This is a genomic window from Companilactobacillus musae (genome assembly GCF_003967595.1).
GTDB lineage: Bacteria > Bacillota > Bacilli > Lactobacillales > Lactobacillaceae > Companilactobacillus > Companilactobacillus musae.
In genome coordinates this window covers 299,134-323,519 of record NZ_BIFW01000001.1, presented here as the reverse complement: position 1 = coordinate 323,519, position 24,386 = coordinate 299,134, and the positions used below count along the sequence as shown (strand labels likewise).

The window sequence follows — 24,386 nt, the reverse complement described above, 5'->3', positions numbered from 1 at the left end:
CACTTTACGGCAACTAACTATGATAAAATTTTTGCGGGTGAATAAAAATGACATTGAATTTTGTACTAGGTAAGAATCAATATGACCATCACAAAAAAATGATGGCGCTGTTCCAAGAAGATTTAAAAAAAGATCCTCAAGGACAATATTTTTTCTTAGTTCCTAATCATATTAAATTTGAATCAGAAGTAAATATCCTCAAATCGTTTGCTAAAGATAACGATTCTTTGGTAGCGACAAATAATGTTCAGACTTTTTCGTTTTCACGTTTAGCTTGGTATTTTTTGCGTGATAGCAGTGAGTATAATGTAGAAACCTTAACGCAAACTAAAGCTGCAATGCTATTGAAAGAAATTGTTCAAAATAATCAAAAAAAATTAAAAATATTTTCCGGCATGATCAACAAACCAGGTTTTATTGACCAAATGATTTCTCAATTCAATGAGTTTTTGAATGGTCAAGTTGAACCAGATGATATCGACGCTGTACTTAATAGCAATGAACAGGATGTTTTTGCTGATAAAATCAAAGAACTGAACCTAATTTATAAGGCTTATCTTGAAAGAATTCAATCATATAATACTAATGATTTTCAATTAAATGCCTTGGCCGATTTTTTGAATAAACAGATTCATACCAGCCAGTATCATTTTTATATTGAAGGATTTTCTTCTTTTACAGCCACTGAATTGAATCTAGTCAAGTCAATGATGATTAATAGCAACAATTTGAATGTTTCTTTAGTTTTAGATAAACCAATTTTAAAAACTGAAGAGGAATCCGAATTCTTTTATCGTTCTAATTCAACTTATAAGCAGTTACATGACTTTGCTAAGAGTCAAAAAATTATTACACGAAATTACTTTGCTGATGAATTGCGGGTTAGTGCAGACCTTGCCAAATTAGAAGACTATTGGTTGCAATCTAGTGGTGTCGGCAGCATTCAAAAAAGTCGTTTTGATAACAATAATGCAGTTCAAATTTGGAAGTGTACAGATAAGCAAACTGAAGTTTCAGCAATAAGTTCTTATATTCGGCAAATGGTAGCACGTCAAGATTATCGTTATAAAGATTTCTTGATTGTTGCCAGAAATTTATCGGAGTATGGCTCTTTCATTGAATCGTTTATGGAGAATAATGAGGTTCCATATTTCATAGATCTTCAAAAGAAAATGGCAAATCATCCCTTCAAACGCCTAATTGATTTATTATTTGCAGTTTATGGTCATGGGATGCAGGAAGATGATGTAATCAGTTTATTGCGAACAGAATTGCTGATTCCAGAAGAGTTTCAAGACGATTTGGCAGGATTTCGCCAGGCAGTTGATATTACAGAAAACTATGCTTTAGCCAACGGCATTGGTAAAAGGGCTTGGTTAGGTTCTAAATTCAAGCCAAGTGTCAAATTAGATGCCAAAGTCGATCAAGTCAAAATTAAAGAATATCAACAAATCAATCTTATTAAAGATTATGTTAAAAAACTTTATTCTGAATTAGATAAGTTTTTAGGCGCAAGTCATAGTTCATTAGATAGTGCTAGTTTGCTATATGATTTTCTGACTAAAAATCATGTCTTTGAAATTCTCTTAAAATGGCAAACTCAAGCTACGGAACAAAAGAATTTGACATTAGCTAATCAACCAGAACAAATCATAAACTTGTTCAATCAGATACTAGATGAATACGTGACAGTGTTTGGTGAACAGGAGTTTGCAACTGATGACTTCATCAGTATTCTAGATGCTGCATTTGAAAATGCTACTTACTCGCAAATTCCCTCAACACTTGATGCCGTAAGTATCTCAGAAATAGGGATGATTCAACCTAATAATCGTAAAATCACTATTATCCTTGGCTCAACAACTAGCAATATGCCTGGAGCTACGATTTCAAATAATTTAGTTACAGACGATGAACGTGGTTTCCTAAATGAGAACTTACATGATAGTAAGTTTTTAAAAGAATCTGATGAGGTTGTTAATAATTCCGAGCCGTTTTTACATGACATAACCTTCACAACGGCTTCACAACGTTTGATCTTCACATATCCAAACTTGTCAGAAGATAGTAAAAAACAGGAATTGTCTAGTTATGTCAAACGAATTCAGGAACATTTTGGTTTAACAATTGAAGATAAACTTTTGAATCCTAATAGTGACGATCAAGATGCTAATCATGTTTTGGAGTACGTAGGGTCGAAAGCATCAACTTTGAATTATTTGATTCGTGTTTCAAGAGCTGCTTTGGATAAAAATGTCAGTTTACCAGATGCTTGGCAGTATGTACGTCAGCAATTGATTCAAAAACAACCTGAGACATCGGAGTTTGCCTTGGGTTCCTTGAGTTACCAGAATAAACCATTTGATTTGAAACCCGAAACGGTCAATGCTTTGTATGGCAAAAATATCAATGTTTCAATTTCACAATTGGAAACATTTTATATGAATGAGTATGAATATTTCTTAAAGTATGGATTGCGGCTCTATCCACGTCAACTCTTTGAAATCACACCAGCTCAAACAGGCTCGATCTTCCATGCTGTACTAGATGGATTAGTAAAATACCTTAATAAGACGGGTAAAAAATTAACTGATTTTGCCGATACTGAGATAACTGAATTAGTTGGTGATTTATTTACTGAACAAGCTGAATTGCCTGAGAATAGAATCTTTAGATCTTCAGCTAGAATGTTATACATCTCTGATAAATTACAAAGTACTTTAGTTCAGTTGATCAAAAATATGAAAGTTCAATATACTAGAAATCACTTTGTTCCAAAACGTTCTGAAGTTACTTTCGGCCGAATCAATCAGCAACAGGATCTGCCTGGATTATCATATCCAATTTCAGGAAATCATTTGATCAATGTCCGTGGAAAAATCGACCGAATTGATGAAATGAATTTGAGTGATGAGGATAAGGCTTATTTGACAATTGTTGATTACAAGTCAAGCGAGAGAAACTTTAATTTTCCACAATTTCTTGATGGTATTACTATGCAGATGCCAACATATATCCAAAGTTTAAGTGACAACTTGGAACTATTTAAACCTGAAGATAAAGAAGTCAAAATTGGTGGGGCACTTTATGAACACATCAGTAATCCTTTTATTCGTTTAACTAAGACTAAGACACCTATTGAAAAACAGATTCTCAGCAAGTTTAAATTACAGGGAATATTGTTAGATGATGAGGACTTACTAGATAACTTTGATGTTGAAGCTCGGACAGGTAAACAAGTACGTTCATCGAGGTCACCTGTAGTCAGTTTCGGAAAAAATGATGTTATTTCTGACAATGATCTTTTCCGAATTCTCAATTATAATCGTCATTTAATTAAAAATGCTGGTGAAAAGATCTATTCTGGAAAATTGAACTTGAATCCTTATAGATACCAAAAAGTCACTGGATTGCAATATAGTGATTATCGTCCTATCTTCGAATTTGATGCCATGTTACCTGAAAATGAATATCACGATATTATTAATTACAACAAGGAAGATGTTTTAGAAAAAATTGGCGAAATTTTGGAGGTAGAAGAAAATGACTAATTGGACTAAGGAACAACAAGACGCAATCAGCCATCATGGGCACGATATCCTAGTTTCTGCCGCAGCTGGTTCAGGGAAAACTACTATTTTGATCGAACGTATTTTGCAAGAACTAGAAACTGATGAGGATGTCGACAATTTATTAGTTGCGACCTTTACTGAAGCCGCTGCTCAAGAAATGAAAGAACGACTTTTAAATGCATTAAAGGATGCTGCTAACAAAACAACTGATTCTGAAATGAAGAAACGTCTTCAAAAACAGATTTTTCATATACCAATGGCTAATATCAGTACCTTACATGCTTTTTGCTTGAGTGTTATCAAGAAATTTTATTATGTGATTGATTTAGATCCTAATTTCCGTTTATTAAGCGATGATACTGAAAAATCAATTATTCAAGAACAGGCTTATGACAATGTTAGAGATAATTATTACAGTCAAGCTGATCCGGACTTCTTTCGTCTAAGTGATAACTTTACTAATGATCGAACCGATGACGGTTTAAAGAATATTGTTTTTAAACTCTATAATTTTGCTATCACGAACGGTGATACTGATGAGTGGTTGGATAATTTAGAGAAAAACTATCAGTTTACTGAAACGTTTTCTGATTCAGAGTTTTATAACAATAATTTTTTGCCACAAATCAAGCAAAGATTAATTGATATGTTAACTCTTTGTGAACATGGAAATAATTTGGCTTCAGAAGATGAATTGGCCAGTTCGTTTTTAGATGTTTTTAAAGAATATGAAGAAAAATTATCCGAATTGATAGATGCTGTACCAGGTTTTAAAAATTACGATGAATTAAGAGCTGCTATTGTTAATTTTAAAATTAAAGCTAGAAAAACTTCCCTGAAGAAAGCCGATATGGAAGGAAAAGATACTTCCTTTTTAGAAGAGGCCGATGAAATTCGTAAGAATATCAAAACTCAGCTTGATGGATTGATCAATGATTACTTTCTTAAAGGGGAATCAGAAGTTAATGACTCTTTAATTGAGGCACAAAAACTAGTTGAAAAATTGGTCGAGGTGGAACATAAGTTTATTGATAAATTTCATAGTTTGAAAACTAATAGTCATGTTTTAGACTTTAACGATTTGGAGCATCGTGCTGTTGATATTTTGGAAGGAGAGGTCGACGGTCGCAGGATTGCTCAAGAATATTATCAAAATAAGTTCCATGAATTAATGATTGATGAATACCAAGATGTTAACCCTATGCAGGATAAAATCATCGATTTACTTTCATGTGAAAATAATCATCGCTTTATGGTCGGTGATATCAAACAGTCAATTTATGGTTTTAGACAAGCCGCACCAAGGCTTTTTACGGAAAAGTATGATGCCTTTCAAAAAGATGACAATCCTAACGAGTTGATTCAATTATCAAAGAATTTCCGTTCTTCTAAAAATGTTGATGATTTTGTTAATCAGATTTTTAAGAAGATCTTTGATAAAAAAATAGGTGATATAAATTACGACAAAGATTCTGAATTGATTACTGGAACGGATTTTCCCGATACAGTTGATACTCAAAATGAATTTGAAGTGTATGTTGGTGATGAATCTGAGGAAATAACTAAACGTCAAACCTTGATAACTGCTGCTGCTAAGAAAATTCAAGCTCTGATGGATAGCGACTTTCAAATTTATGATAATAAGATCAAATCTGATGATCCTACTAAAAAGATTCGTTCTTTGAAATATTCTGATATTGCAATCCTAGCTCGTACTCGTGATAGCAATACAGATATCATTTCTTACTTCTCAAAAGTCAATATTCCTATCATGGTAACTGATGCTCAAAACTATTTCCAAACGACTGAGTTACAGATCATGATGTCGATGTTAAATATTGTCGATAATCCTTATCAAGATATTCCTTTGGTGGCAGTTTTACGTTCGCCAATTGTTGGAATGAATGAAGAAGAATTAGCTGAAATCCGATTAGTCGACAAGAGAAATACTTATTACACTGCTATTAATGAGTACCTATTGGACGATAGTGCTGATAAGCACATTCAGAATAAACTCAAGTCTTTCTTATTACAGTTGGAAAGTTATCGTGATTTTGCTAATAAAAACAGTATTGCTCGTTTGATTTGGAAAATTTATCAAGAAACGGGTATTTTAGAATATGTTTCGGGAATGCCTGGTGGTAAGCAAAGAGCGGCCAATTTGCATGCACTTTATCAACGAGCTAATTCTTATGAAGAAAATAATTATAAAGGTTTGCATCAATTTATTGCTTTTATCCAAAGAATGCAAGATCTTGATAAGGATCTATCCCAACCTAATAGTATTGAAGCTAACGACGATACTGTTAAAGTCATGACTGTCCATGGTTCGAAAGGATTGGAATTTCCAGTAGTTATTTATCTCGATATGGCTAAAAATTTCAACATGATGGATGTTAACGATAATACAGTTTTTGATGCGCAGGCAGGTATTGGGATTACTATTGCTGACAATGATTCTCGAGTTCAATATCGGACTATTCAACGTGGTATCATTAGCAATCAAAAGAAAATTGCTACGGTTTCTGAAGAAATGCGACTATTATATGTTGCTCTGACTAGAACACGGCAAAAATTGATTATGCTTGGATTTACTAAAAAAGAAGAAGATCTTTATAAGTCTTGGAGTAATATTCAAATAGATAAGAGTGGCTTAGTCAGTGAATCTGATCGTTTAAAGGCTAATAATTTTCAAAATTTAGTTGGTATTAGTACTTTGCCCGATGTCAATGAACCGGAGTTCTTTAATAAAAATTGCCAATTGAACTTCAAATTGATTCAAGCAACTAAGGAAGATGAAACACAGTTAAATACAGCTCGTATTAAAATAACCCCAACTGAACCAAGTGAGTTATTTAAGAAATCTGTTAACGATATTTTAGATTTGAAATATAAATATCAAGATTCAGTTGATACAACAGCTTATCAGTCTGTATCTGAAATCAAAGGTTTGTTTGCTGATCCAGATGACGAGAATATGGCAGAAGACTTGTTGATAGAAGAGAATGATAAAACTCGTTATAACTTAGGTTCTTTTGCCAAACCACAATTTTTAACTAAGACTAAAAAGGTTACTAATGCTGAAATTGGTAGTGCAACGCATTTAGTTCTACAAAAAGTTGGCCTTGATCACACTCCAACTCTTGAGGATTTTCAAGAGCTGGTAACTCAATTAACAAATGAAGGGCTTTTAACAGAGGAATTGGCTGAAAAAATCGATTGTCAAAGTTTGGCCAATTTCTATCAAAGCAATTTAGGACAGATGATTATTGATCACCAAGCAGGTGTTAGTCGCGAATTTCCTTGTTCTATTCTAATGCCCGCACAAAAGTTGTTTAAAAAGTCTTCAAAAGACTATTCCACTAACGATAAAATATTAGTTCATGGTATTATTGATGGTGTGATTGAATTAGATCACGGAATAATCATTTTTGACTACAAGACTGATCGCGTCACAAGTCAAAATATGAGTGAACTTATTTCTAAATATTCCGGACAAGTCAATTTATATGCAGAAGCTATTTCTGTAATTAAAAACAAGCCCGTCGTGGGCAAATATCTTTATTTCTTGAAGGTTAACCAAGCAGTTGATTTACAAGAAAATTAAAAGATGAGAGGTGAATGATTTGAAAAATTCTTACGCTGTTGTTGATTTAGAAACAACCAATTCTAATTGGCATGACAACGGGCGTATAATTCAATTCGGCTGTGCCCTTATCGAAAATGGTGAAATTACACATATTTATGATCAAAAGATCAATCCCAAAGTACCAATTCCTGGTAGAATTACTGCTTTAACCGGTCTAAGTGACGAAGATGTTAAAGATTCACCTACATTTGAAGAAGTTGCACCTGATATTTTTAAACTTTTAAAAAATCGAGTTTTTATTGCACATAATGTGAATTTTGATTTGACCTTTTTAAATCGAGAACTTAAACGTATCGGAATGAACCAACTCAATGTCAAAGCTATCGATACTGTTGAATTATCGCAGATACTCTTTCCAACCATTAGTAGTTATAAACTACAAGATTTAACGCATTATTTAAGCATTGAACATAAGAATCCACATAGTGCCAATAGTGATGCTCATGTTACAGCAGAACTATTTTTGATTATTTTAAAACGAGTTCAACAATTGCCACTGGAAACCTTAAAATTATTAGCTAAATTTGGCAAAAACACTTTACGTGAAACTGACTTGGTTTTTAAGACAGTTTTAGAGGAACGTCAAAAAAAAGCTCGGACAGAGGTCTTGCCGGCTTATTTGTACGAGCGTAATGGTCTGATTTTACGTAAAAAAGATTATCACGTAAGTGAACAGATTGATCATTCGACTAAATATCCTTTAACTAGGGATGCCAAGAAAGAATTGCTTGATGGTGTCCTAGATTATCGAGTTAATCAATCAAAATTAATGGATAATATTTATCGAACAAGTCAACATCGAGATAAGGTCAAAAAGTGGAATCTAATCGAAGCTCCAACTGGAGCAGGGAAGACTTTGGGCTACTTATTGCCACTGTCTTATTTGATAAATAGCAATCAAAAACTTGTTATTGCGACAACAACTAAAGTTTTGCAGCAACAAATTGTCGAACAATCAATTCCACTATTGAATCAAGTTACGGATAATAATTACCATGCTGAAATTGTTAAAAGTAGTTACAATTTTATTGATTTAGATAGATTTTATGAAGCTTTGGATAATTATCGGTTACATAGTCATACGGCAATTTTAAAGATGAAAATTATTGTTTGGTTAACCATGACAACTACTGGTGATCTTAGTGAATTGCATTTGACTAATTACAACAGTCCTATCTTTAGTATTATTCGTCATCGTGGAGAACCTAAGGAGAATACTATCTTTAGTAACGATGATTTTTGGTTGTATCAACAGAATCGTTATTTAGAGTCAAAGATTTTAGTTACTAATCAAGCATTCTTGTCACGTCATTTGGATAGTGCTTATTGGGGTGATAATTCATACTTAGTAATTGATGAGGCTAATCATTTTGCAGGTAGTCTTCGCGATGCAAGTTCGCCGACAATTGATTTTGTTCAACTGAACGATTATGTTAAAAAGATTAGTGACATTTTGTATCAAAATCGAGTTACTCTGCGTTATGCCTTTACCGAAGTAACAACGCAATTATGGAACTATCAAGATTTGCAAACTATGGAAACTCACTTCCAAGCTGTCGATGAATTGATGGAACGGCTTGAATATAATATCTTTGGTAATTATGTTCGTAATAAAGTACGTTTCAAAGATCGTCAGGATTTTGTTTCGATTTTAGATAGTAGCAATAAATTTGGTAAAGATAATGATTCATTAATAGAATTGCTATCAGATTTGATTGTAGAATTGTCCTTGATTTCTAATCGAGTTGAAACACTCTTTGATCAATACAATTTTCAAAAGAATTTTATTTCCGTTGAGTTGTCTAAAGTTATCTCTAATCTTACGATTGAAAATAGTAAATTAGAAAATGTCATTAAGAATTTAGACGAGTTGTTGCAAGCTTTGCAAGGTTCTGATAATAAATTTGGTATTCAAATTGAAATGCGTGATTACTATGATCCAAAATCGCTTAAATTAAGTTGGCGTCAGTATGACATTCATAGCTTAATTGAAGAAACGACTGATAGGTTTAGTCAGATTTTTGCAATCGGAGCAGCAATAACAATTCAAAAAGATTTTTCTCATTTTATTTTGGATACACAATTGAGCGAAAAACAGATCAACCAGATGGTTATTTTGCCAGATACAAATAGCATTTCTAAGAACAGTAAAATTTATTTGCCGTCTAACTTACCTGATATTCAATCTCTGAATAGTGAAGAATATTTTGATATGGTAACTAAATATATTGTCGATATTTTAGATAATTTAGATCATCAAACAATGATTTTATTCAATTCACTAAATACTTTGAGCAATGTTTATAACCGTTTGATGGAAACTAGTGTTAAGGGTAAATGGGAGATTCTGGCTCAAGGAGTTACAGGATCCAACGAAAAAATCAAGAAACGTTTTGCGATTGGACAGCGTTCAGTTTTATTAGGAGCTAATTCATTCTGGGAGGGCGTTGATTTTCCTAAGAAGGTCTTGGAAATTTTGATTGTTACAAGAATTCCATTTGAATCACCAGAACAACCAGACGTTAAAATTAAGCAAGATATCTTAAAACAACAAGATATGAATGTTTTTAAAGTTGATTCATTGCCTAATGCTATTCTGCAATTAAGACAGGGATTAGGTCGTTTGATTAGAACTCCAAATGATCGAGGCGTGATTTTATTGTTGGATAATCGGATTTTAACGAAGAATTATGGTAAGACGATTCTTGATTCTCTACCAAAGGGATTGCCGGTAATCAATGAAGATATGAATTTAATTAAAAAAGATATAAATGAGTTTTTGAATTAATTTTCTTTTTTGTAGGACGGGCAGTGTATAACTACAATCAGATTCAAGAAACAACCTTGAATTAAGTAAATTATTGCTATACTATTTTTGTTAGTTAAAAAAAGGACATATTTTATGAATAGAAGTACAAAAATTTTATTGACCATTTCTCTAATTGCATTAGCAATAGTTTCAGCATTAACTTATTTGAATCTTTCTTTTGAACCTTATGCCAGCGCTAAGTCACAGGCTAATGATATTGCTAAAGAGAAAGCGGGTATTGTGGAACCCGATTATTTCGGAAATTATACTCGTCAAAAGCAATATTACGCAGTAGGTGGCTTAACTAAAGGCCAGAAGTATCGTTATATTATAATTGATGCCAAGAGTGGTAAAACTGATACTTTCAATAAAAACAGTGCTCCTGTTAGACAATCAATTGTTAATGGGGTAGTAGATAGATATAATGCTAAAAAGATCTTACACATCAACTTAGGCCTTTATAAAGATAAACCAACATGGGAGGTAACCTTCCAGAAAAAGAATGGAAGTATCGGTTACAATTTGGTTGATTTTAAAACGGGTAAGAGTGTGCAGATCATAAATAATATTTAAAAAAATTTTTCTTAAAAAAAGTCGAGATGAAAAAAGGATTCTCGGGCTTTTTTTATTCATTGGAGTAATTAATATGAACGATGATTTATTCAATACATTTGTCGATAGCGGCAACACTAGCATTAATAATTTGATTTTAAAAAATTATCATAAGTTGGGTATGACTGAAAAAGACTTAATTGTCTATTTGGCACTTTCCATGTATGCTCAAAAGGGAAATACTTTTCCTATGGCAAAAGATTTAGCTTCAGATACTGGTATGGATGAAGCTAGTATTTATACAATCATTCAGGGCTTGATCAAACTGGGTATTATTGAGTTAAAAACAGTCATGGATCATCATCAACAACGAGATATTTACTCTTTAACACCAATATTTCATCGAATCAAGAATCTTTTAAGTCAAGAACATCAAGCTAATAAGCAGGACAAGTTAATGTCTGATACCGAGGAATTATTCAAAAAAATCGAAGTTGAATTTGGCCGTCCTTTGTCACCAATCGAACAAGAACAAATTCATCAATGGATTGATGACGATCATTACAGTATTGAATTAATTGATCTTTCATTACGTGAAGCGGTTTTGAATCAGGCTTATTCTTTGAAATATATGGATCGAATTCTAATCAGCTGGGAAAAGAGTAATATTAAGTCAGCAGAACAATTACAAGAACGTCGAAAGAAGTTGGGATATTAATGTTAAAGGATGAACAGATTGTCTGGGCTATTCACCAGATGGAAGAAGATATTGGGCCGGTTGGTCCGTCATTGGATTCAAGAACGCCATTTCAATATTTGGTATCAGTAATTTTAAGTGCACAAGCAACTGATGTTTCTGTTAACAAAGTTACACCGATTCTTTTTGCCAAGTATCCGACCCCTAAGGATTTAATGAATGCAGATATTGAGGATGTTGAACAGATCATTAAAAGCGTCGGATTATTTCATAATAAAGCTAAGAATATTATTAAAACGGCTCAAGTAGTTCATGAGGAATTAAATGACATTGTACCTGAAACACGTAAGGGAATTATGGCCTTGCCTGGAGCAGGGAGAAAAACAGCCAATGTTGTTTTAAGCGATGTTTTCAATCAACCAACCTTTGCTGTTGATACACACGTTTCAGCAATCTCTAAACGATTACATTTTGTTGATCAAAAAGCTAATCCTTTACAAGTTGAAAAAAAGATTGTTAGTGTGTTAAAGCCTGAAGAATTACATCGAGCTCATCATACGATGATTGAATATGGACGTAAGTATTCAATGAAATTAGCTCCGGAAAAAGAAACCAATCAATTGATTATTGAATGTGATAAGTTGAATCAAGCTAATGCTAATGATGAAATAAATAATTAAATTTAGAAGAGAATAACAGTGAATCCCCCTGTAGTGACCATTAGAGATGGCCATTTCAAGGGGATTTTTTATAACAAAAAAGCACTATTCAATCCTCATTTGAATTGAATAGTGCTTTAATTTTAAAATTTATTATTCACCAGTAGATGATCCGTTAGTTGTAGCACCACCGTTGGTACTGCCACCAGTGTTACCTGTTGAACCACCAGAATTTGTACTGCCGCTATTGGAACTATTATTTTCATTTGTGCCGCCAGAGGTACCACCAGTATTTCCAGTATTAGAATTGCCACCAGTGTTAGTTGATGAAGATCCACCAGTAGTATTACTACTATTGTTATTATTTGTAGAACTATTGGAATTACTATTGGTGCTCTCATTAGAATTTGATTCATTTTCTGAGTTAGTTCCAGATCCTGTTTCAGTTCTATCAGTCGTCGTATCGTTCTCCTCGTCACTTGATTCGGAAGAACTGCTTGAAGGACGACGTGTAGTTACTTCATTACTGCTTGATCCAGAAGCACTGCTTGTATTGTAATCAGAGCTCTTGTAAGGATTTGATGGAGCATGTCCCTTAACGAATAATTCTTTGGTATAAGATGATGAACTTGAGCTTGGTGAAGCTACAATTGGAGTAGTTGAACCAGAGTTTCGAATCATCATTGATACAACTGAGCTTGGTTTCTTCCAGTCAGGGTTGCTATTGGTTTGATTTGCTAGATAACTCATTTCAGCTTTATAAATTTTACCAGCAACTTCTTGATAGGTTGAGGAAACACCACTTTCATTTGGAGAATCATAACCAGTCCAAACACTCATTGAATAATTCTTAGTATAACCGTTATACCATGAATCTTTGGCTGTACCGCTTAATGCAGGATTAGCTGCTAAGGATTCGGAAGCATAGTTAGTTGTACCAGTTTTACCAGCTTGATGTAATCCTGAAATATTTGCATAGGTTGCATAACTTGTTGGCACACCCTTTAAAACATCAGTGATCATATAAGCGGTAGAATCCTTCATCACACGTTTGCCTGATTTACTGTAATTGTGTGTTATACCATCAGCTGTTTCAATTTTTGAAACATAATATGGTTTGTAGTAAGTACCACCATTCGAAAAGGCTGCATAGGCTGAAGCGCCTTGTAATGAAGATACATCACTACCAATACCAGCTGATAATCCTTGATCCTTAGCAATTGTAATACCAAGTTTTGAAGCAAACTTTTTAGCTTGAGTAAAACCAACAGCAGAAAGAGTTCTAATAGCAGGAACGTTTCTAGAATTTACCAATGCCTTACGAAGGCTCATTTGACCTTCATATTGTTCATCCCAATCTTTCAATTGGATATCAGTTCCAGGATAGGTATATTCAGTATCTTCCAATTGATGGTAAGTTGACCAATTAAGATATTCGATTGCTGGAGCATAGTCAAGAATTGGTTTCATAGTTGAACCATTGCTACGTGTAGTCTGAACAGCTCGATTCAATCCAAATTGAACGTTTCCTAAATTACGCCCACCAATCATAGCAACGACTTTACCGTTGTTAGGGTTAACAATTGAAGCCCCAACTTGCATTTTTGAACTTTGGAATTGAACATAATTTGATGTATTAACAATATTGTAAAGACGTTTTTGTGCATCATAGTCCATGTTTACCGTAATCTTTAAATTATCACGATAAGGATCGAAGCCTTTTTTCTTAACTTCAGTAATAGCTTCTTTGATATAAGGATCAGCAATGATACGTTTATTATTATTGCTGTTAGTTACTTTCTTATATGGCTGTAAACCGGTACTAATTGGCGTATTGATAGCTTCTTGAGCTTGAGTTTTTGTGATCTTATTGTTGTTATACATAGCACGAATAACAAGATCTCGACGTTGTTTAGCCTCAGTAGGATGAGTATAAGGGTCATAATTACTTGGAGCATTTGGTAAGCCAGCTAATAATGCCATTTCTGGCAGTGTAAGTTGCTTTAAACTCTTACCATAATAATATTTAGCTCCGGTTTCAACACCATAAATACCGTTATTTAGATAGACTTTGTTCATATAGAATTCAAGAATTTGTTGCTTCGAGAATTTCTGACTAACACGCATAGCCAACCAAGCTTCTTGCATTTTACGTTTAAAAGTCTGGTCTTTGGTTTCAGTCGAGAAAACTGTCAATTTAATCAATTGTTGAGTTAAGGTACTTCCACCTTGCATCGTTCCCCTGGTAATGTTGTTGAAGGCAGATTTAGCAATTCTGATGGGATCAATACCCAATGGTTCATTGTAAAAATTCTTATCTTCGATTGAAACCACGGCATCTTCCATTTGTTGGGGAACTTTATCAATAGTTACGTAGTTTCTTTTATTATCACCTAAAGAGGCAATTTGTTTGCCACTCGAATCGACAATTGTGGAGGAACCACCACTTTGAAGATTTTCTTGACTAACAGTTGGTGCACTAAAAGCATAATATATGAAGATGAACAAGAATATTCCAACTAGAACAGCCACAATGGACATGATCCATTTTAAAATATTCTTGAAGGTGAATATATTGGTATTCTTATTATTCATTTCTTCTTTTTCCCACTTTCTATTAGTTGTTGTATCGCATCAATGTAGGGTAAAGTAGGATCGTAATTGGCTTGGATCTCGATTGAGCAATCGACAATATCCTTAAGCTGAATAGATTTTGCACCCTCGTGTTTTTGCGCATCCCAATGTTCAAAAAGATCATCAGCAGGCATTACAAAATAGCGTTTTAAGGTAACATATTTTATAATAACAAAACAGATACCGCCTTGTTTTTGGCACATCCGTAGGTGATCAATTTGGTGTTGATGAAAGTTCTTTAAGGGAAAGGTATTCTTATTCTTTGTTTCCTTAGCTTCAAAATCAACATAGTAACCATTATAAACGCCATTGTAGTCAGTGGTAGATGCTTGTCTAAAATAAGCTTCCTTGATTACAGCACGACTACGTTTGGGATAATCGACTTTTACGATTTGAATTGGCGTTGGTTTTTTGTAAATAACGGCAACTTCATGACTGCGATAATACTTATTGCTTTCATTAATTTCTTCCTCCAAAGTCATTCCACGATCACCAAAAATAAGTTTCTTTTTGGCATTCGTTGTATGCAGCGAAGGTTTTGATGGACTGTTGAAGATTCGCCCATCAGGGTAGTTTATTTTCAAAATATCAACTCCTACTGTGCAAATTATACCATGATAGCAAAGATATTAATTATTGGGGAGATTCTTTATGATCAAAAATTTATGGGTCACTGGATACCGTTCTTATGAGCTGGGTATTTTTAAAGATAATGACCCAAAAGCTAAAGTAATTCAAGATTTTTTTGAACAAAGGTTAACTGATTATGCTGAAGATGGAACAGAATGGATCATTACCGGTGCTCAAATGGGGACTGAACAAATAGTTGGAAAAGCTGTACAAGAAATTCAAAAAAAAGACTATAATATAAAGCATGCAGTTATGCTACCGTTTGCAGAGTTTGGGAATCAATGGAATGAGAATAATCAGGCATTGTTAAATGTTTTTTTAAGAAAGGCTGACTATGTCAATAAAGTTTCCAATATGAGTTATCATAGTCCTAGACAACTGAAAGTATGGCAACAATTTATGTTGCAACATACTGACGGAGCATTGATTTTTTATGATCCTGAGAGTGGTGGCAAACCAAAATATGATTTTGAAGCTATCAAAGAATATCAAGATCAAGGCAATGACTATCAATTAGAGTTAATAGATTTTGATTCTATGCAAGATTTTGCTAATATGTTATATGATAGTTAAGGTATAAGATAAATCGACAATAATTAACACTGGGGTGTTTTATATGAATAACATGAATGGAATGAATCAACAACAAGCTAACGGAAATGGTAATGACTTCTCATTGAATTATCAACCAAACGATATCTTGCAAAAAGAATTCAAAACAAAGATGCGTGGTTATGATCCAACAGAAGTTGATCAATTCTTAGATGGAATTATCAAAGATTACGAAACAATGCAAAATGAAATCGGTCAATTAAAATCTGAAAATGAAAGATTGATGCAAGCTCGTAATGCTGGGGCAGGTAATACTGCTGCCAATACCAATCAAAATTTTCAACAACCAAGACAACAAGGTAATCGAATGAGACCTCAAACAAAACCAAGTACAAGTGCTACGGCCGAAACATCTACAAATTATGATATTTTAAGACGTCTTTCAAATCTTGAAAAACGTGTCTTTGGTCATGACTTTGCTAACGGTCTTCCAGAAAATAACGAAGCTAAACAATTTGCTTCGGCTGTTGTTCCCAATAATATGGGCAATCATGATGGTGTCGAAAGCGGTCATACAGAAATCAATCCTCGTATGAATCAACAAAGACCTATGAGTAACAATGGATTTAATAATCCTAATGCTAACCCTAATAATTTCCAAGCAAATCGTCCAATGAATAACAATGCTAATCCTGGACAAAACAATTTCAATGGAAATATGAATAATTCTAATAACTTTAATCAATTTTAATATTTAATAACCAGATCAATATCATGTCTTTATAATGAAGGTGGATACTTGATTTGGTTATTTTTTAAGGAAGGGTACTTATGACTGATAAAGAAAAGTTTTACTTTAAATTGGATTGTATTGGTCTAGGATTGAGCTTGGCTAATTTAGCACTTCAAGTTTATATTTATAAATCAAAGCAACGCGATGCTGATGAATAGCTTTTAAGCCATGTTCTTTGAAAAAATATGAATTATTTTAACAAATTCAACAAGTTTTAGTGTATACTATTCAAGTCGGTAAATTACGAGTAATCGCGGTCTAGTTTTCTAGGCTGAGGAAGGTCCACGCCCGCGCGAGCTGAGATGCTTGCAGTGTTTGTGCTTGGCCCAATAAGCCAAGGTACCTTCGGGTAACGGCAGCGAAACCACTAAGGTCTTTTGACTATGTGTTAATAGCTTGAAAGTGCCACAGAGACGTATTATTGTGAGAAATTGCAATAGTGGAACGAGGTAAACCCCGCAAGCGGGCAACCCAAACTTTGGTAGGGGCGCTTCATAACGAGAAATGAATCTACTGTGAAGGCTTAATTGTAGATAGATGATTACTAACTGTGTTAGGATTGCCAGCCTAACACATGAACAGAACGTGGCCTATAGGAGTTTATCGAGGCAAAGGGACGACCTTGTTCGTCCTTTTTTTATACAAAAAATTAAAAAACAAGAGGGGCAATATGAAATTAATTGCGACTATGTCAAGCGGCTTTGAATCTGTAACCGCAAAAGAACTACAAAATTTGGGATACGATACAAAGACTGAGAATGGTAAAGTCTATTTTGATGGTGAATACGAAGATATTGCAAAAGCTAATCTTTGGTTGCGTAGTGCTGATCGAATTAAAATTTTGATTGGTACTTTTAAAGCAACAACCTTTGAGGAACTTTTTGATAAGGTTTACGCTATTGACTGGGATAATTGGCTACCTTTAAACGCAGCTTTTCCTATTAAAGCCAGAACTGTTAAATCACAATTGCATTCCGAACGTGATATTCAAGCAATCACTAAAAAAGCCATTGTTAATAAAATGGCCGATGTTTTCATGCGTCGTGGACGTTTACCAGAGACTGGAGCAAAATTTCAAATTGAAACTCGAATTCATAAAGATCAAGTTGAAGTAACCTTGGATACGACTGGTGAATCACTTTATAAGCGTGGCTACCGTGTTGAACATGGTGCTGCTCCTTTGAAGGAAAATTTTGCGGCCGCAATGATCCTATTAACAGTTTGGCATCCAGAGGAAGATCCTTTCATGGACCCAACTACTGGTTCAGGGACAATTGCTATTGAAGCCGCCAGAATGGCTAAGAACATTGCACCTGGTATCAAACGTCACTTCCTATTTGAAGATTTTGATTGGTTTGACAATAAGCTTCTAGAAGATCTTAAAGAAGAGGCACAAGCAAACGTTAAAGATGTTGATTTAGATATCTTCGCAAGTGATATTGATGGTTCAATGATCGATATTGCTAAGCTTAATGCCCATGATGCAGGAGTACTGCATGATATCAACTTTAAGCAAATTGCTCTTAAGGACCTTAAGATTGAAGGGGAGTATGGAACAATTATTACCAACCCACCTTATGGTCAACGTATGAGTGATATGGAAAGTGTTCGTAAGCTATATAAAGAAATGGGAGAAGTCTTTGCGACCGCTCCCACTTGGAATAAATATATTTTGACTAGTGATACTGAATTTGAAACTTACTACGGTCAAAAGGCTACTAAAAAGCGTAAACTTTATAATGGTTCTTTAAGAACCGACCTTTACCAATACTGGGCTAGACACTAAAGACTATCCCGGCGATGTAAGTCCCATAAAATAACTAAAATAATAATAATAGTAATGATCAATGAAAATACCCAAGACCACTTTTGGTCAGCAATAGGTAGTTTCATGTTCATTCCGTAAAATCCTGATACGATCGTGGGGATACTGAGCACAATAGTGTAGATAGTCAGTACCTTCATGGTCGTATTTGTTCTATTATTTAAAATATTATTATAAGTATTAGAGATACGATCAATAATATCAGAACTGAGATCGGCTTGATTTTTAATTTGTTCGATTTCAATTAAAGAATCATGAAGATGCTCACGAGTAGTCTTAGATAGATGTAAACTTTGGACATTACCTGAAGAGATTAATTCTAATTGTTTAACAACAGTTAAGTTACCATTAATGGCAGTGTTTAAATAAGTAGTTAAATCTTCTAGGTCGGCCAAGTCTAAAATTTGGCTTTCAGATGAGTGGTGTTTTTTGATCAACCTTTGAATCTTATTGCGGCGAACGTCAATCTCACTGATTTGATCACTATAATCACTTGATATTTGATCGAAAGTATTAAAAATGAATTCCCATATTTCGCCTTGAATTGATGTTTTTAAGTGATCCTTGGCAGATAATAGATAATCTTTTAGGTAATGGGTCGCATCATTTGTGAATAAAAAGAGCTGTTCATTTTTAATTGCTAGAGATATCGGCAAAACTCGCTGTGAAAGATCAGTAGTTTGATCATTTTCGTTTTGAACGTTGTAGACGATCAAATAAGTATCTGAAAATTCGTCATATTCAAAACGAGCTCGTTCATTTTCATCATCGGCGTAATCTAAGATTTCGTTAGTTAACTGATATTTTTCAATTAATTGAGAACGATCATCGTCATTGAGATTTTGAGTTGAATGAACATCAATTAATTGAATCTTTTCATTTAAAACTATTTCATTAATCATTTTTTATATCCTCATTAATGATAATCATATCAAAAATAAAAAATGGGTCGAGAATTATTTTTCTCGGCTCATTTTTTAATTCTTATAAGTCTGAATTTATTTAGATTAGGGAGTAAATAGTTTGCCTAAATCTTCCTTAGGGATACCTTTAAAGTAATCATCGAGATTGAATTGATCTAAGACTTTTAAGATTTCGTCACGATCAAATTTAACATTCAATAATTTTTGCTTAATATCATTAACATCTTTCATACCGAAGAAGTCACCGTAGATTTCAATGTTTTCGATTTTACCATTTTCGATATTATAACGGACATCAACTGTACCCATATCAAAATGTTTTCTAGATTTAGCAGTGAAAGCAGGAGATTTGCCGTAAACCCAGTCCCAATTGTAATAATAATCTTCTTTAATTTTATCGATATCTTTTTGTTGCTCTGGAGATACGATGTATTCATGATCTTTAATTTCGTCTAAATTATTAGCATGGAATAATTCCAAAAGTAGTTTGTCACGGAATTGTTCAGTTGTAAGATCTTGATATTCAGGAGCTAAATAAGGCCGTAAATTAGTTACACGACTTCTAATTGATTTAATACCCTTAGATGCGATTTTATCCTTTTGGACATGTAGAGCCTTTGTTAAGACGTCTAAATCTACATCTAGTGAAAGTGTTCCATGAGAGAATGTTTTTCCATTTCTGGAGTACATAGCATTACCAGAGAATTTCTTGCCATCAACTAGAAGATCGTTTCTACCAGAAACTTCGGCTGTAGTGGCACCCATTTGATGTAATGCATCAATAATAGGTTGGGTAAATGATTTGAAATCACCAAAGTTCTTATCATCTGAGTCGACAACGAAACTAAAACAAAGGTTACCAAGATCTTGGTAGACCGCACCGCCACCAGAAATACGACGAGTGACAGTAATATTGTGGTCCTTAATATAATCACTATTTATTTCTTCGATCGTATTTTGATTACGACCGACGATAATACAAGGTTTTTCAATGTAAAATAGCACTAATGGTTCATCAAATTTCACATTATTCATTAAATATTGCTCGGTAGCTAAGTTATCGCGGATATCGCGATCTTTCATTACAACGTAGTACATAAGGAAAACCCCCTCATCAGAATTGAAAACGTTTTTATAGTAGCACAGTTTGTGAATTTCAGAAACTATTTATTGCCATGTGTCCGAATATTTAACATTTTTTGATGAACAAGCCCGTGAGCTTCACCATTATCCTTGTCACTGATATGTTTGGCAAAGTATTCTGGAAAGGCTTTTAGTTCCTCAAGAATATCATCTAATATCGGTTGGTAGTGTTTAGAATAATTTTTGTCTATACTGTCGATGACAATTTGGCTATCGGAATGGATTAAAAGAATGTCATTATTCCAATGTTTTTCTATAATTTTTTTCAAAGCCATTTTTAATGCTAAGAATTCAAGATAGTGATTATCGGCGTTATTTTTTTGAGTCGCTTCTTTATAAGTATTATTATTAATCCTTATTACATAAGCCACTACACCAAGATTTAGATTAGTATTTAATCCGGCATCGGTGTACAATTTAATCATATTATTTAGAACCTTTCAGGAGATATTTATGTCAAAGAAACATTTCGTTCAACCAACTGGCGCCTGGGGAATAATCATGTGGTCCATTGCTTTGAGCCTGGCTTGTCTAGGTATTATTTTGCAACTGGAGATCATGGCGTTCAGTTTTATTCCTTTTCTTATTTGGATAATTGATGCAATCTACATTGTCTATATTATAACTAACTCTTGGGTTAGCATAACGGCCGATGAAGTCATCGTCAAAGAACCATATTATAAAACACGAAGGTTTAATCATACCGACGTGAGTATAAAAGCGAATAATAAGTGGACTTTGGAATTCAACTTTAATAGTCGAGATTTCTTTCCATTTAGGGTCACTTCTACAAAGGGAATTTTAAATATAATAAAAAAAGAAGCAGGTGAAAGCAATGTCATTTCCAAGTGATATCGAAATTGCTCAAATAAACGAGCATGACAATATGAAAAATATTAACGAAATTGCTAATAAGATTGGTTTAACACCAGATGATATTGAACCATATGGTCACTATAAGGCTAAGTTTTCTGGTCGTAGTATTACTAAGACAATGGAGGAGAAGGACGATGGTAAGTTAATTCTTGTTACATCTATCAATCCCACTCCCGCTGGTGAAGGTAAGTCAACTGTTGCTATCGGTTTAGCAGATTCATTGCAATCGTTAGGTAAGAAAACTGTTTTAGCATTACGTGAACCATCATTGGGTCCTGTTATGGGAATGAAGGGTGGAGCTACTGGTGGTGGTTTTGCCCAAGTTGTGCCAATGGAAGATATTAACCTTCATTTTACTGGTGATATGCACGCTTTAACTAGTGCTGTTAATACCTTAGCTGCCTTGATCGATAATCATGTTCATCAAGGTAATACTTTAAACATTGACCCTCGTAGAATTGTCTGGAAACGAGCACTTGATATCAATGATCGTTCATTACGTAACATTGTTATTGGATTGGGTGGACCATTCAGTTCAGTACCTCGTGAAGATCATTTTGAAATTACTGTAGCAAGTGAATTAATGGCAGTTCTTTGTTTAGCTCAAGATATTGATGATCTAAAAGAACGTATTTCAAGTATTTTGATTGCTTATACATATGACAAAAAACCAATCTTTGTTAGAGATCTACATGTAGAGGGAGCTATTACAGTTCTTTTAAAGGATGCTTTAAAACCTAATTTAGTACAAACTTTGGAAAACACACCAGCAATTATTCATGGTGGACCATTTGCTAATATTGCTCATGGTTGTAACAGTATTTTAGCAACTAAATTAGCAATGAAGTTAGGCGACTATGCTGTTACTGAAGCTGGATTTGGAGCTGATTTGGGTGGGGAGAAATTCCTTGATATCGTTACACCTAGATTGAATCACGCACCTAATGCGATTGTTATTGTTGCTACTGTTCGTGCCTTGAAATACAACGGTGGTCAGACTTTGGCTGATATTCAAAATGAAGATCTTAATGCCTTAAATCTCGGCTTTAAGAATTTGAAACGTCACATTCATAATATGCGTTATTATCATATTCCCGTTGTTGTTGCTATCAACAAATTTGCAACTGATACTGATAATGAGATCAAACTATTAACAAGTCTTTGCGATGAAGTAGGCGTAGATGTTGAACTAGCTGAAATCCATCATAATGGTAGTAAAGGTGGACAAGCTTTAGCTAAAGCTGTTATCAAAGCTACTGAAAAGGACTCAAACTATACTCGTTTATACGAAGATGAAGAAACTACTGAAGCTAAAATTGCCACAATTGCTTCTGAAGTTTATGGAGCTAACAATGTTGAATATAGCAGCAAAGCTCGTAAACAGTTGCAAGTATTAAAAGACAACGCTTGGGATGATCTACCAATCTGTATTGCTAAAACTCAATATTCATTAAGTGATGATCCTAAAAAACTAGGTTCTCCTCGTGACTTTACTCTTCATGTTACGGATATTGTACCTAAGCTTGGTGCTGGATTTGTGGTTGTTTTGACTGGTAATGTTATGACAATGCCAGGATTACCTAAAAAGCCTGCAGCATTAGGAATGGACGTTGATAATGAAGGAACTATCGGAGGCTTATTCTAGTGCAGTTGATTTATTGGCTGCTTTTTGCAGCTCTGGTAGTTGGGGATCAAAGTCTGAAGTTTTATGTGACTAATAACATTGCTCCAATGAGCGTCCATGATTTTATTCCTGGAGTTTTGTCTATAACTCATATTACAAATACAGGTGCTGCATGGAGTATGTTGGAAGGGAAAATGTTATTTTTCTATCTAGTTACTATCATCGCAGTGGTCGTGTTAATATATTTATTTGTGAAAGCTGATAAAAAAGATTATCTTTATCGATTTTCTTTGATATTCTTATTAGCGGGAACAATTGGTAATGCCATTGATCGTTTTACAAGACATTTTGTTGTCGATATGTTTAACTTGGACTTTATCAATTTTCCAATCTTTAATCTGGCTGATACTTATATCACGATTGGTGTGGTATTGATTATCGGTTCCTTGATTATCCAATTAGCAGGTGAGAAAAATAATAAGTAAGTCCTTTAATTTACAATATGACGAAACAAAAAAAACTCGTTTGGATGCTTTTTTAAACGAGCAACTCAGTGATCTAACTAGATCACAGTTACAAAAAATGATCAAAGAACAAAATGTTCTAGTGAATGATGAACCTGTCAGCAAAAATGGTTATAAATTGACTAATGGAGATAAAATTTTAGTTAATGTTCCTGAAGAAGAACCCATCAAGGCAATTCCGGAAAACATTCCACTTGACGTTATCTATGAAGATCAAGATGTACTTGTAGTTAATAAGCCACAGGGGATGGTAGTTCATCCCGCAGCGGGACATCCTGACAAAACTCTGGTCAATGCTATCCTTTATCACTCCAAGATCAATGACGATGATATGGTTCGTCCGGGTATTGTCCATCGAATAGATAAAGATACTTCAGGTTTGTTGATGGTTGCTAAGAATAACTTGGCTAAACAATCATTGATGAAACAATTGAAAGAGAAGAGTAATTTACGTGAATACTTGGCTATCGTTCATGGTAACTTCAAAGAAAAAACTGGTAAGATCAATGCTCCTTTGGGGCGTTCAAAGTTTGATCGCAAAAAACAGGCAGTTGTGGAAGATGGTCGTCATGCGGTTACGCACTTTACAGTTTTAGAACAATTTGAAAATTATTCTCTTTTAAAATTAAAATTAGAAACCGGTCGTACGCACCAGATTAGAGTTCATATGCAATATATCGGTCATCCAGTAGCGGGAGACCCTTTATATGGACCTAAGAACACCTTACCTGGTAAGGGACAATTCTTACATGCAGAAACCTTAGGTTTTGTTCATCCACGAACTAATAAATGGATGGAATTTTCTGTTGAACCTCCTAAGATTTTTCTAGATACTTTAGCACAATTACGTCGTTGACAGTCGTACCTTCGTGCTATAATCTAAAAATAGAATTGTGTGCGATTATAAAAAAAGTAAAGCACTCA

Annotated in this window: 17 protein-coding genes, 1 other RNA gene and 1 pseudogene; 14 read left to right on the top strand and 5 right to left on the bottom strand. The window is 34.0% G+C overall.

Going from position 1 to position 24,386, the window contains the following annotated elements; genetic code table 11:
• Positions 1 to 47: 47 nt before the first annotated feature.
• The 6 genes from LAB100_RS01540 to LAB100_RS01515 all read left to right on the top strand — a co-directional run bounded on the left by LAB100_RS01540 (position 48) and on the right by LAB100_RS01515 (position 11,959).
• The gene (locus tag LAB100_RS01540; protein ID WP_119326276.1) at positions 48 to 3,551 is read left to right on the top strand and encodes a PD-(D/E)XK nuclease family protein; all 3,504 of its coding nucleotides are present in this window, start codon (positions 48 to 50) and stop codon (positions 3,549 to 3,551) included.
• Complete coding sequence (gene addA, locus LAB100_RS01535) at positions 3,544 to 7,179, top strand: helicase-exonuclease AddAB subunit AddA (RefSeq protein WP_119326277.1); 3,636 nt, start codon at positions 3,544 to 3,546, stop codon at positions 7,177 to 7,179. Before LAB100_RS01540 ends, addA begins: the two co-directional genes overlap by 8 nt.
• A gap of 19 nt (positions 7,180 to 7,198) precedes the next feature.
• The gene (locus LAB100_RS01530; protein ID WP_119326278.1) at positions 7,199 to 10,009 is read left to right on the top strand and encodes a helicase C-terminal domain-containing protein; all 2,811 of its coding nucleotides are present in this window, start codon (positions 7,199 to 7,201) and stop codon (positions 10,007 to 10,009) included.
• Positions 10,010 to 10,123: 114 nt separating this feature from the next.
• Complete coding sequence (locus tag LAB100_RS01525; protein WP_119326279.1) at positions 10,124 to 10,603, top strand: hypothetical protein; 480 nt, start codon at positions 10,124 to 10,126, stop codon at positions 10,601 to 10,603.
• Between the two features lie 73 nt (positions 10,604 to 10,676).
• Positions 10,677 to 11,300, top strand: a complete 624-nt coding sequence (locus tag LAB100_RS01520; RefSeq protein ID WP_119326280.1) for a DnaD domain protein — start codon at positions 10,677 to 10,679, stop codon at positions 11,298 to 11,300.
• Positions 11,300 to 11,959 carry an endonuclease III domain-containing protein gene (locus LAB100_RS01515; protein ID WP_119326281.1) on the top strand — a complete coding sequence of 220 codons (660 nt, stop codon included), beginning with the start codon at positions 11,300 to 11,302 and terminating at the stop codon, positions 11,957 to 11,959. The genes LAB100_RS01520 and LAB100_RS01515 overlap by 1 nt, the downstream gene beginning before the upstream one ends.
• Before the next feature lie 132 nt (positions 11,960 to 12,091).
• Here LAB100_RS01515 and LAB100_RS01510 read toward each other — a convergent pair whose 3' ends face one another.
• The gene (locus LAB100_RS01510) at positions 12,092 to 14,533 is read right to left on the bottom strand and encodes a transglycosylase domain-containing protein (RefSeq protein WP_119326282.1); all 2,442 of its coding nucleotides are present in this window, start codon (positions 14,531 to 14,533) and stop codon (positions 12,092 to 12,094) included.
• A complete protein-coding gene (gene recU / locus LAB100_RS01505; protein ID WP_119326283.1) occupies positions 14,530 to 15,156 on the bottom strand; it encodes a Holliday junction resolvase RecU in 627 nt (208 codons plus the stop codon). The genes LAB100_RS01510 and recU overlap by 4 nt, the downstream gene beginning before the upstream one ends.
• Positions 15,157 to 15,223: 67 nt before the next feature.
• On the opposite strand from recU, the gene LAB100_RS01500 reads away from it, so the two are divergent.
• The 4 genes and pseudogenes from LAB100_RS01500 (at position 15,224) to LAB100_RS01485 (ending at position 18,333) form a co-directional block, all read left to right on the top strand.
• Positions 15,224 to 15,775: an SLOG family protein gene (locus LAB100_RS01500; protein WP_119326284.1), complete on the top strand. Its 552-nt coding sequence runs from the start codon at positions 15,224 to 15,226 to the stop codon at positions 15,773 to 15,775.
• 61 nt (positions 15,776 to 15,836) lie between these two features.
• Positions 15,837 to 16,223 (top strand): annotated as a pseudogene (gene gpsB, locus LAB100_RS11640) (cell division regulator GpsB); the annotation flags it as partial.
• 563 nt (positions 16,224 to 16,786) lie between these two features.
• Positions 16,787 to 17,145: RNase P RNA component class B (rnpB, locus tag LAB100_RS01490), an RNA gene on the top strand.
• Positions 17,146 to 17,217: 72 nt separating this feature from the next.
• The gene (locus LAB100_RS01485) at positions 17,218 to 18,333 is read left to right on the top strand and encodes a THUMP domain-containing class I SAM-dependent RNA methyltransferase (protein ID WP_119326285.1); all 1,116 of its coding nucleotides are present in this window, start codon (positions 17,218 to 17,220) and stop codon (positions 18,331 to 18,333) included.
• On the opposite strand, the gene LAB100_RS01480 is transcribed toward LAB100_RS01485, so the two are convergent.
• The 3 genes from LAB100_RS01480 to LAB100_RS01470 form a co-directional block, all read right to left on the bottom strand.
• Positions 18,330 to 19,274, bottom strand: a complete 945-nt coding sequence (locus LAB100_RS01480) for a magnesium transporter CorA family protein (protein ID WP_119326286.1) — start codon at positions 19,272 to 19,274, stop codon at positions 18,330 to 18,332. The two genes, LAB100_RS01485 and LAB100_RS01480, sit on opposite strands and share 4 nt — an antisense overlap.
• A gap of 105 nt (positions 19,275 to 19,379) precedes the next feature.
• Complete coding sequence (lplA, locus tag LAB100_RS01475) at positions 19,380 to 20,393, bottom strand: lipoate--protein ligase (protein ID WP_119326287.1); 1,014 nt, start codon at positions 20,391 to 20,393, stop codon at positions 19,380 to 19,382.
• 65 nt (positions 20,394 to 20,458) lie between these two features.
• The gene (locus LAB100_RS01470; protein WP_119326288.1) at positions 20,459 to 20,863 is read right to left on the bottom strand and encodes a reverse transcriptase-like protein; all 405 of its coding nucleotides are present in this window, start codon (positions 20,861 to 20,863) and stop codon (positions 20,459 to 20,461) included.
• 28 nt (positions 20,864 to 20,891) lie between these two features.
• Here LAB100_RS01470 and LAB100_RS01465 point away from each other — a divergent pair, with 28 nt between their 5' ends.
• Genes LAB100_RS01465 through LAB100_RS01450 form a run of 4 tightly spaced genes read left to right on the top strand, consistent with a single transcriptional unit; the run spans position 20,892 to position 24,318 of the window.
• Positions 20,892 to 21,290, top strand: a complete 399-nt coding sequence (locus LAB100_RS01465; RefSeq protein WP_119326289.1) for an EbsA family protein — start codon at positions 20,892 to 20,894, stop codon at positions 21,288 to 21,290.
• Positions 21,274 to 22,959, top strand: coding sequence for a formate--tetrahydrofolate ligase (locus LAB100_RS01460; RefSeq protein WP_119326290.1), 1,686 nt, complete (start codon positions 21,274 to 21,276; stop codon positions 22,957 to 22,959). The genes LAB100_RS01465 and LAB100_RS01460 overlap by 17 nt, the downstream gene beginning before the upstream one ends.
• Complete coding sequence (gene lspA, locus LAB100_RS01455) at positions 22,959 to 23,423, top strand: signal peptidase II (protein WP_119326291.1); 465 nt, start codon at positions 22,959 to 22,961, stop codon at positions 23,421 to 23,423. The genes LAB100_RS01460 and lspA overlap by 1 nt, the downstream gene beginning before the upstream one ends.
• Positions 23,416 to 24,318, top strand: coding sequence for an RluA family pseudouridine synthase (locus LAB100_RS01450; RefSeq protein ID WP_162894204.1), 903 nt, complete (start codon positions 23,416 to 23,418; stop codon positions 24,316 to 24,318). Before lspA ends, LAB100_RS01450 begins: the two co-directional genes overlap by 8 nt.
• Positions 24,319 to 24,386 lie beyond the last annotated feature (68 nt).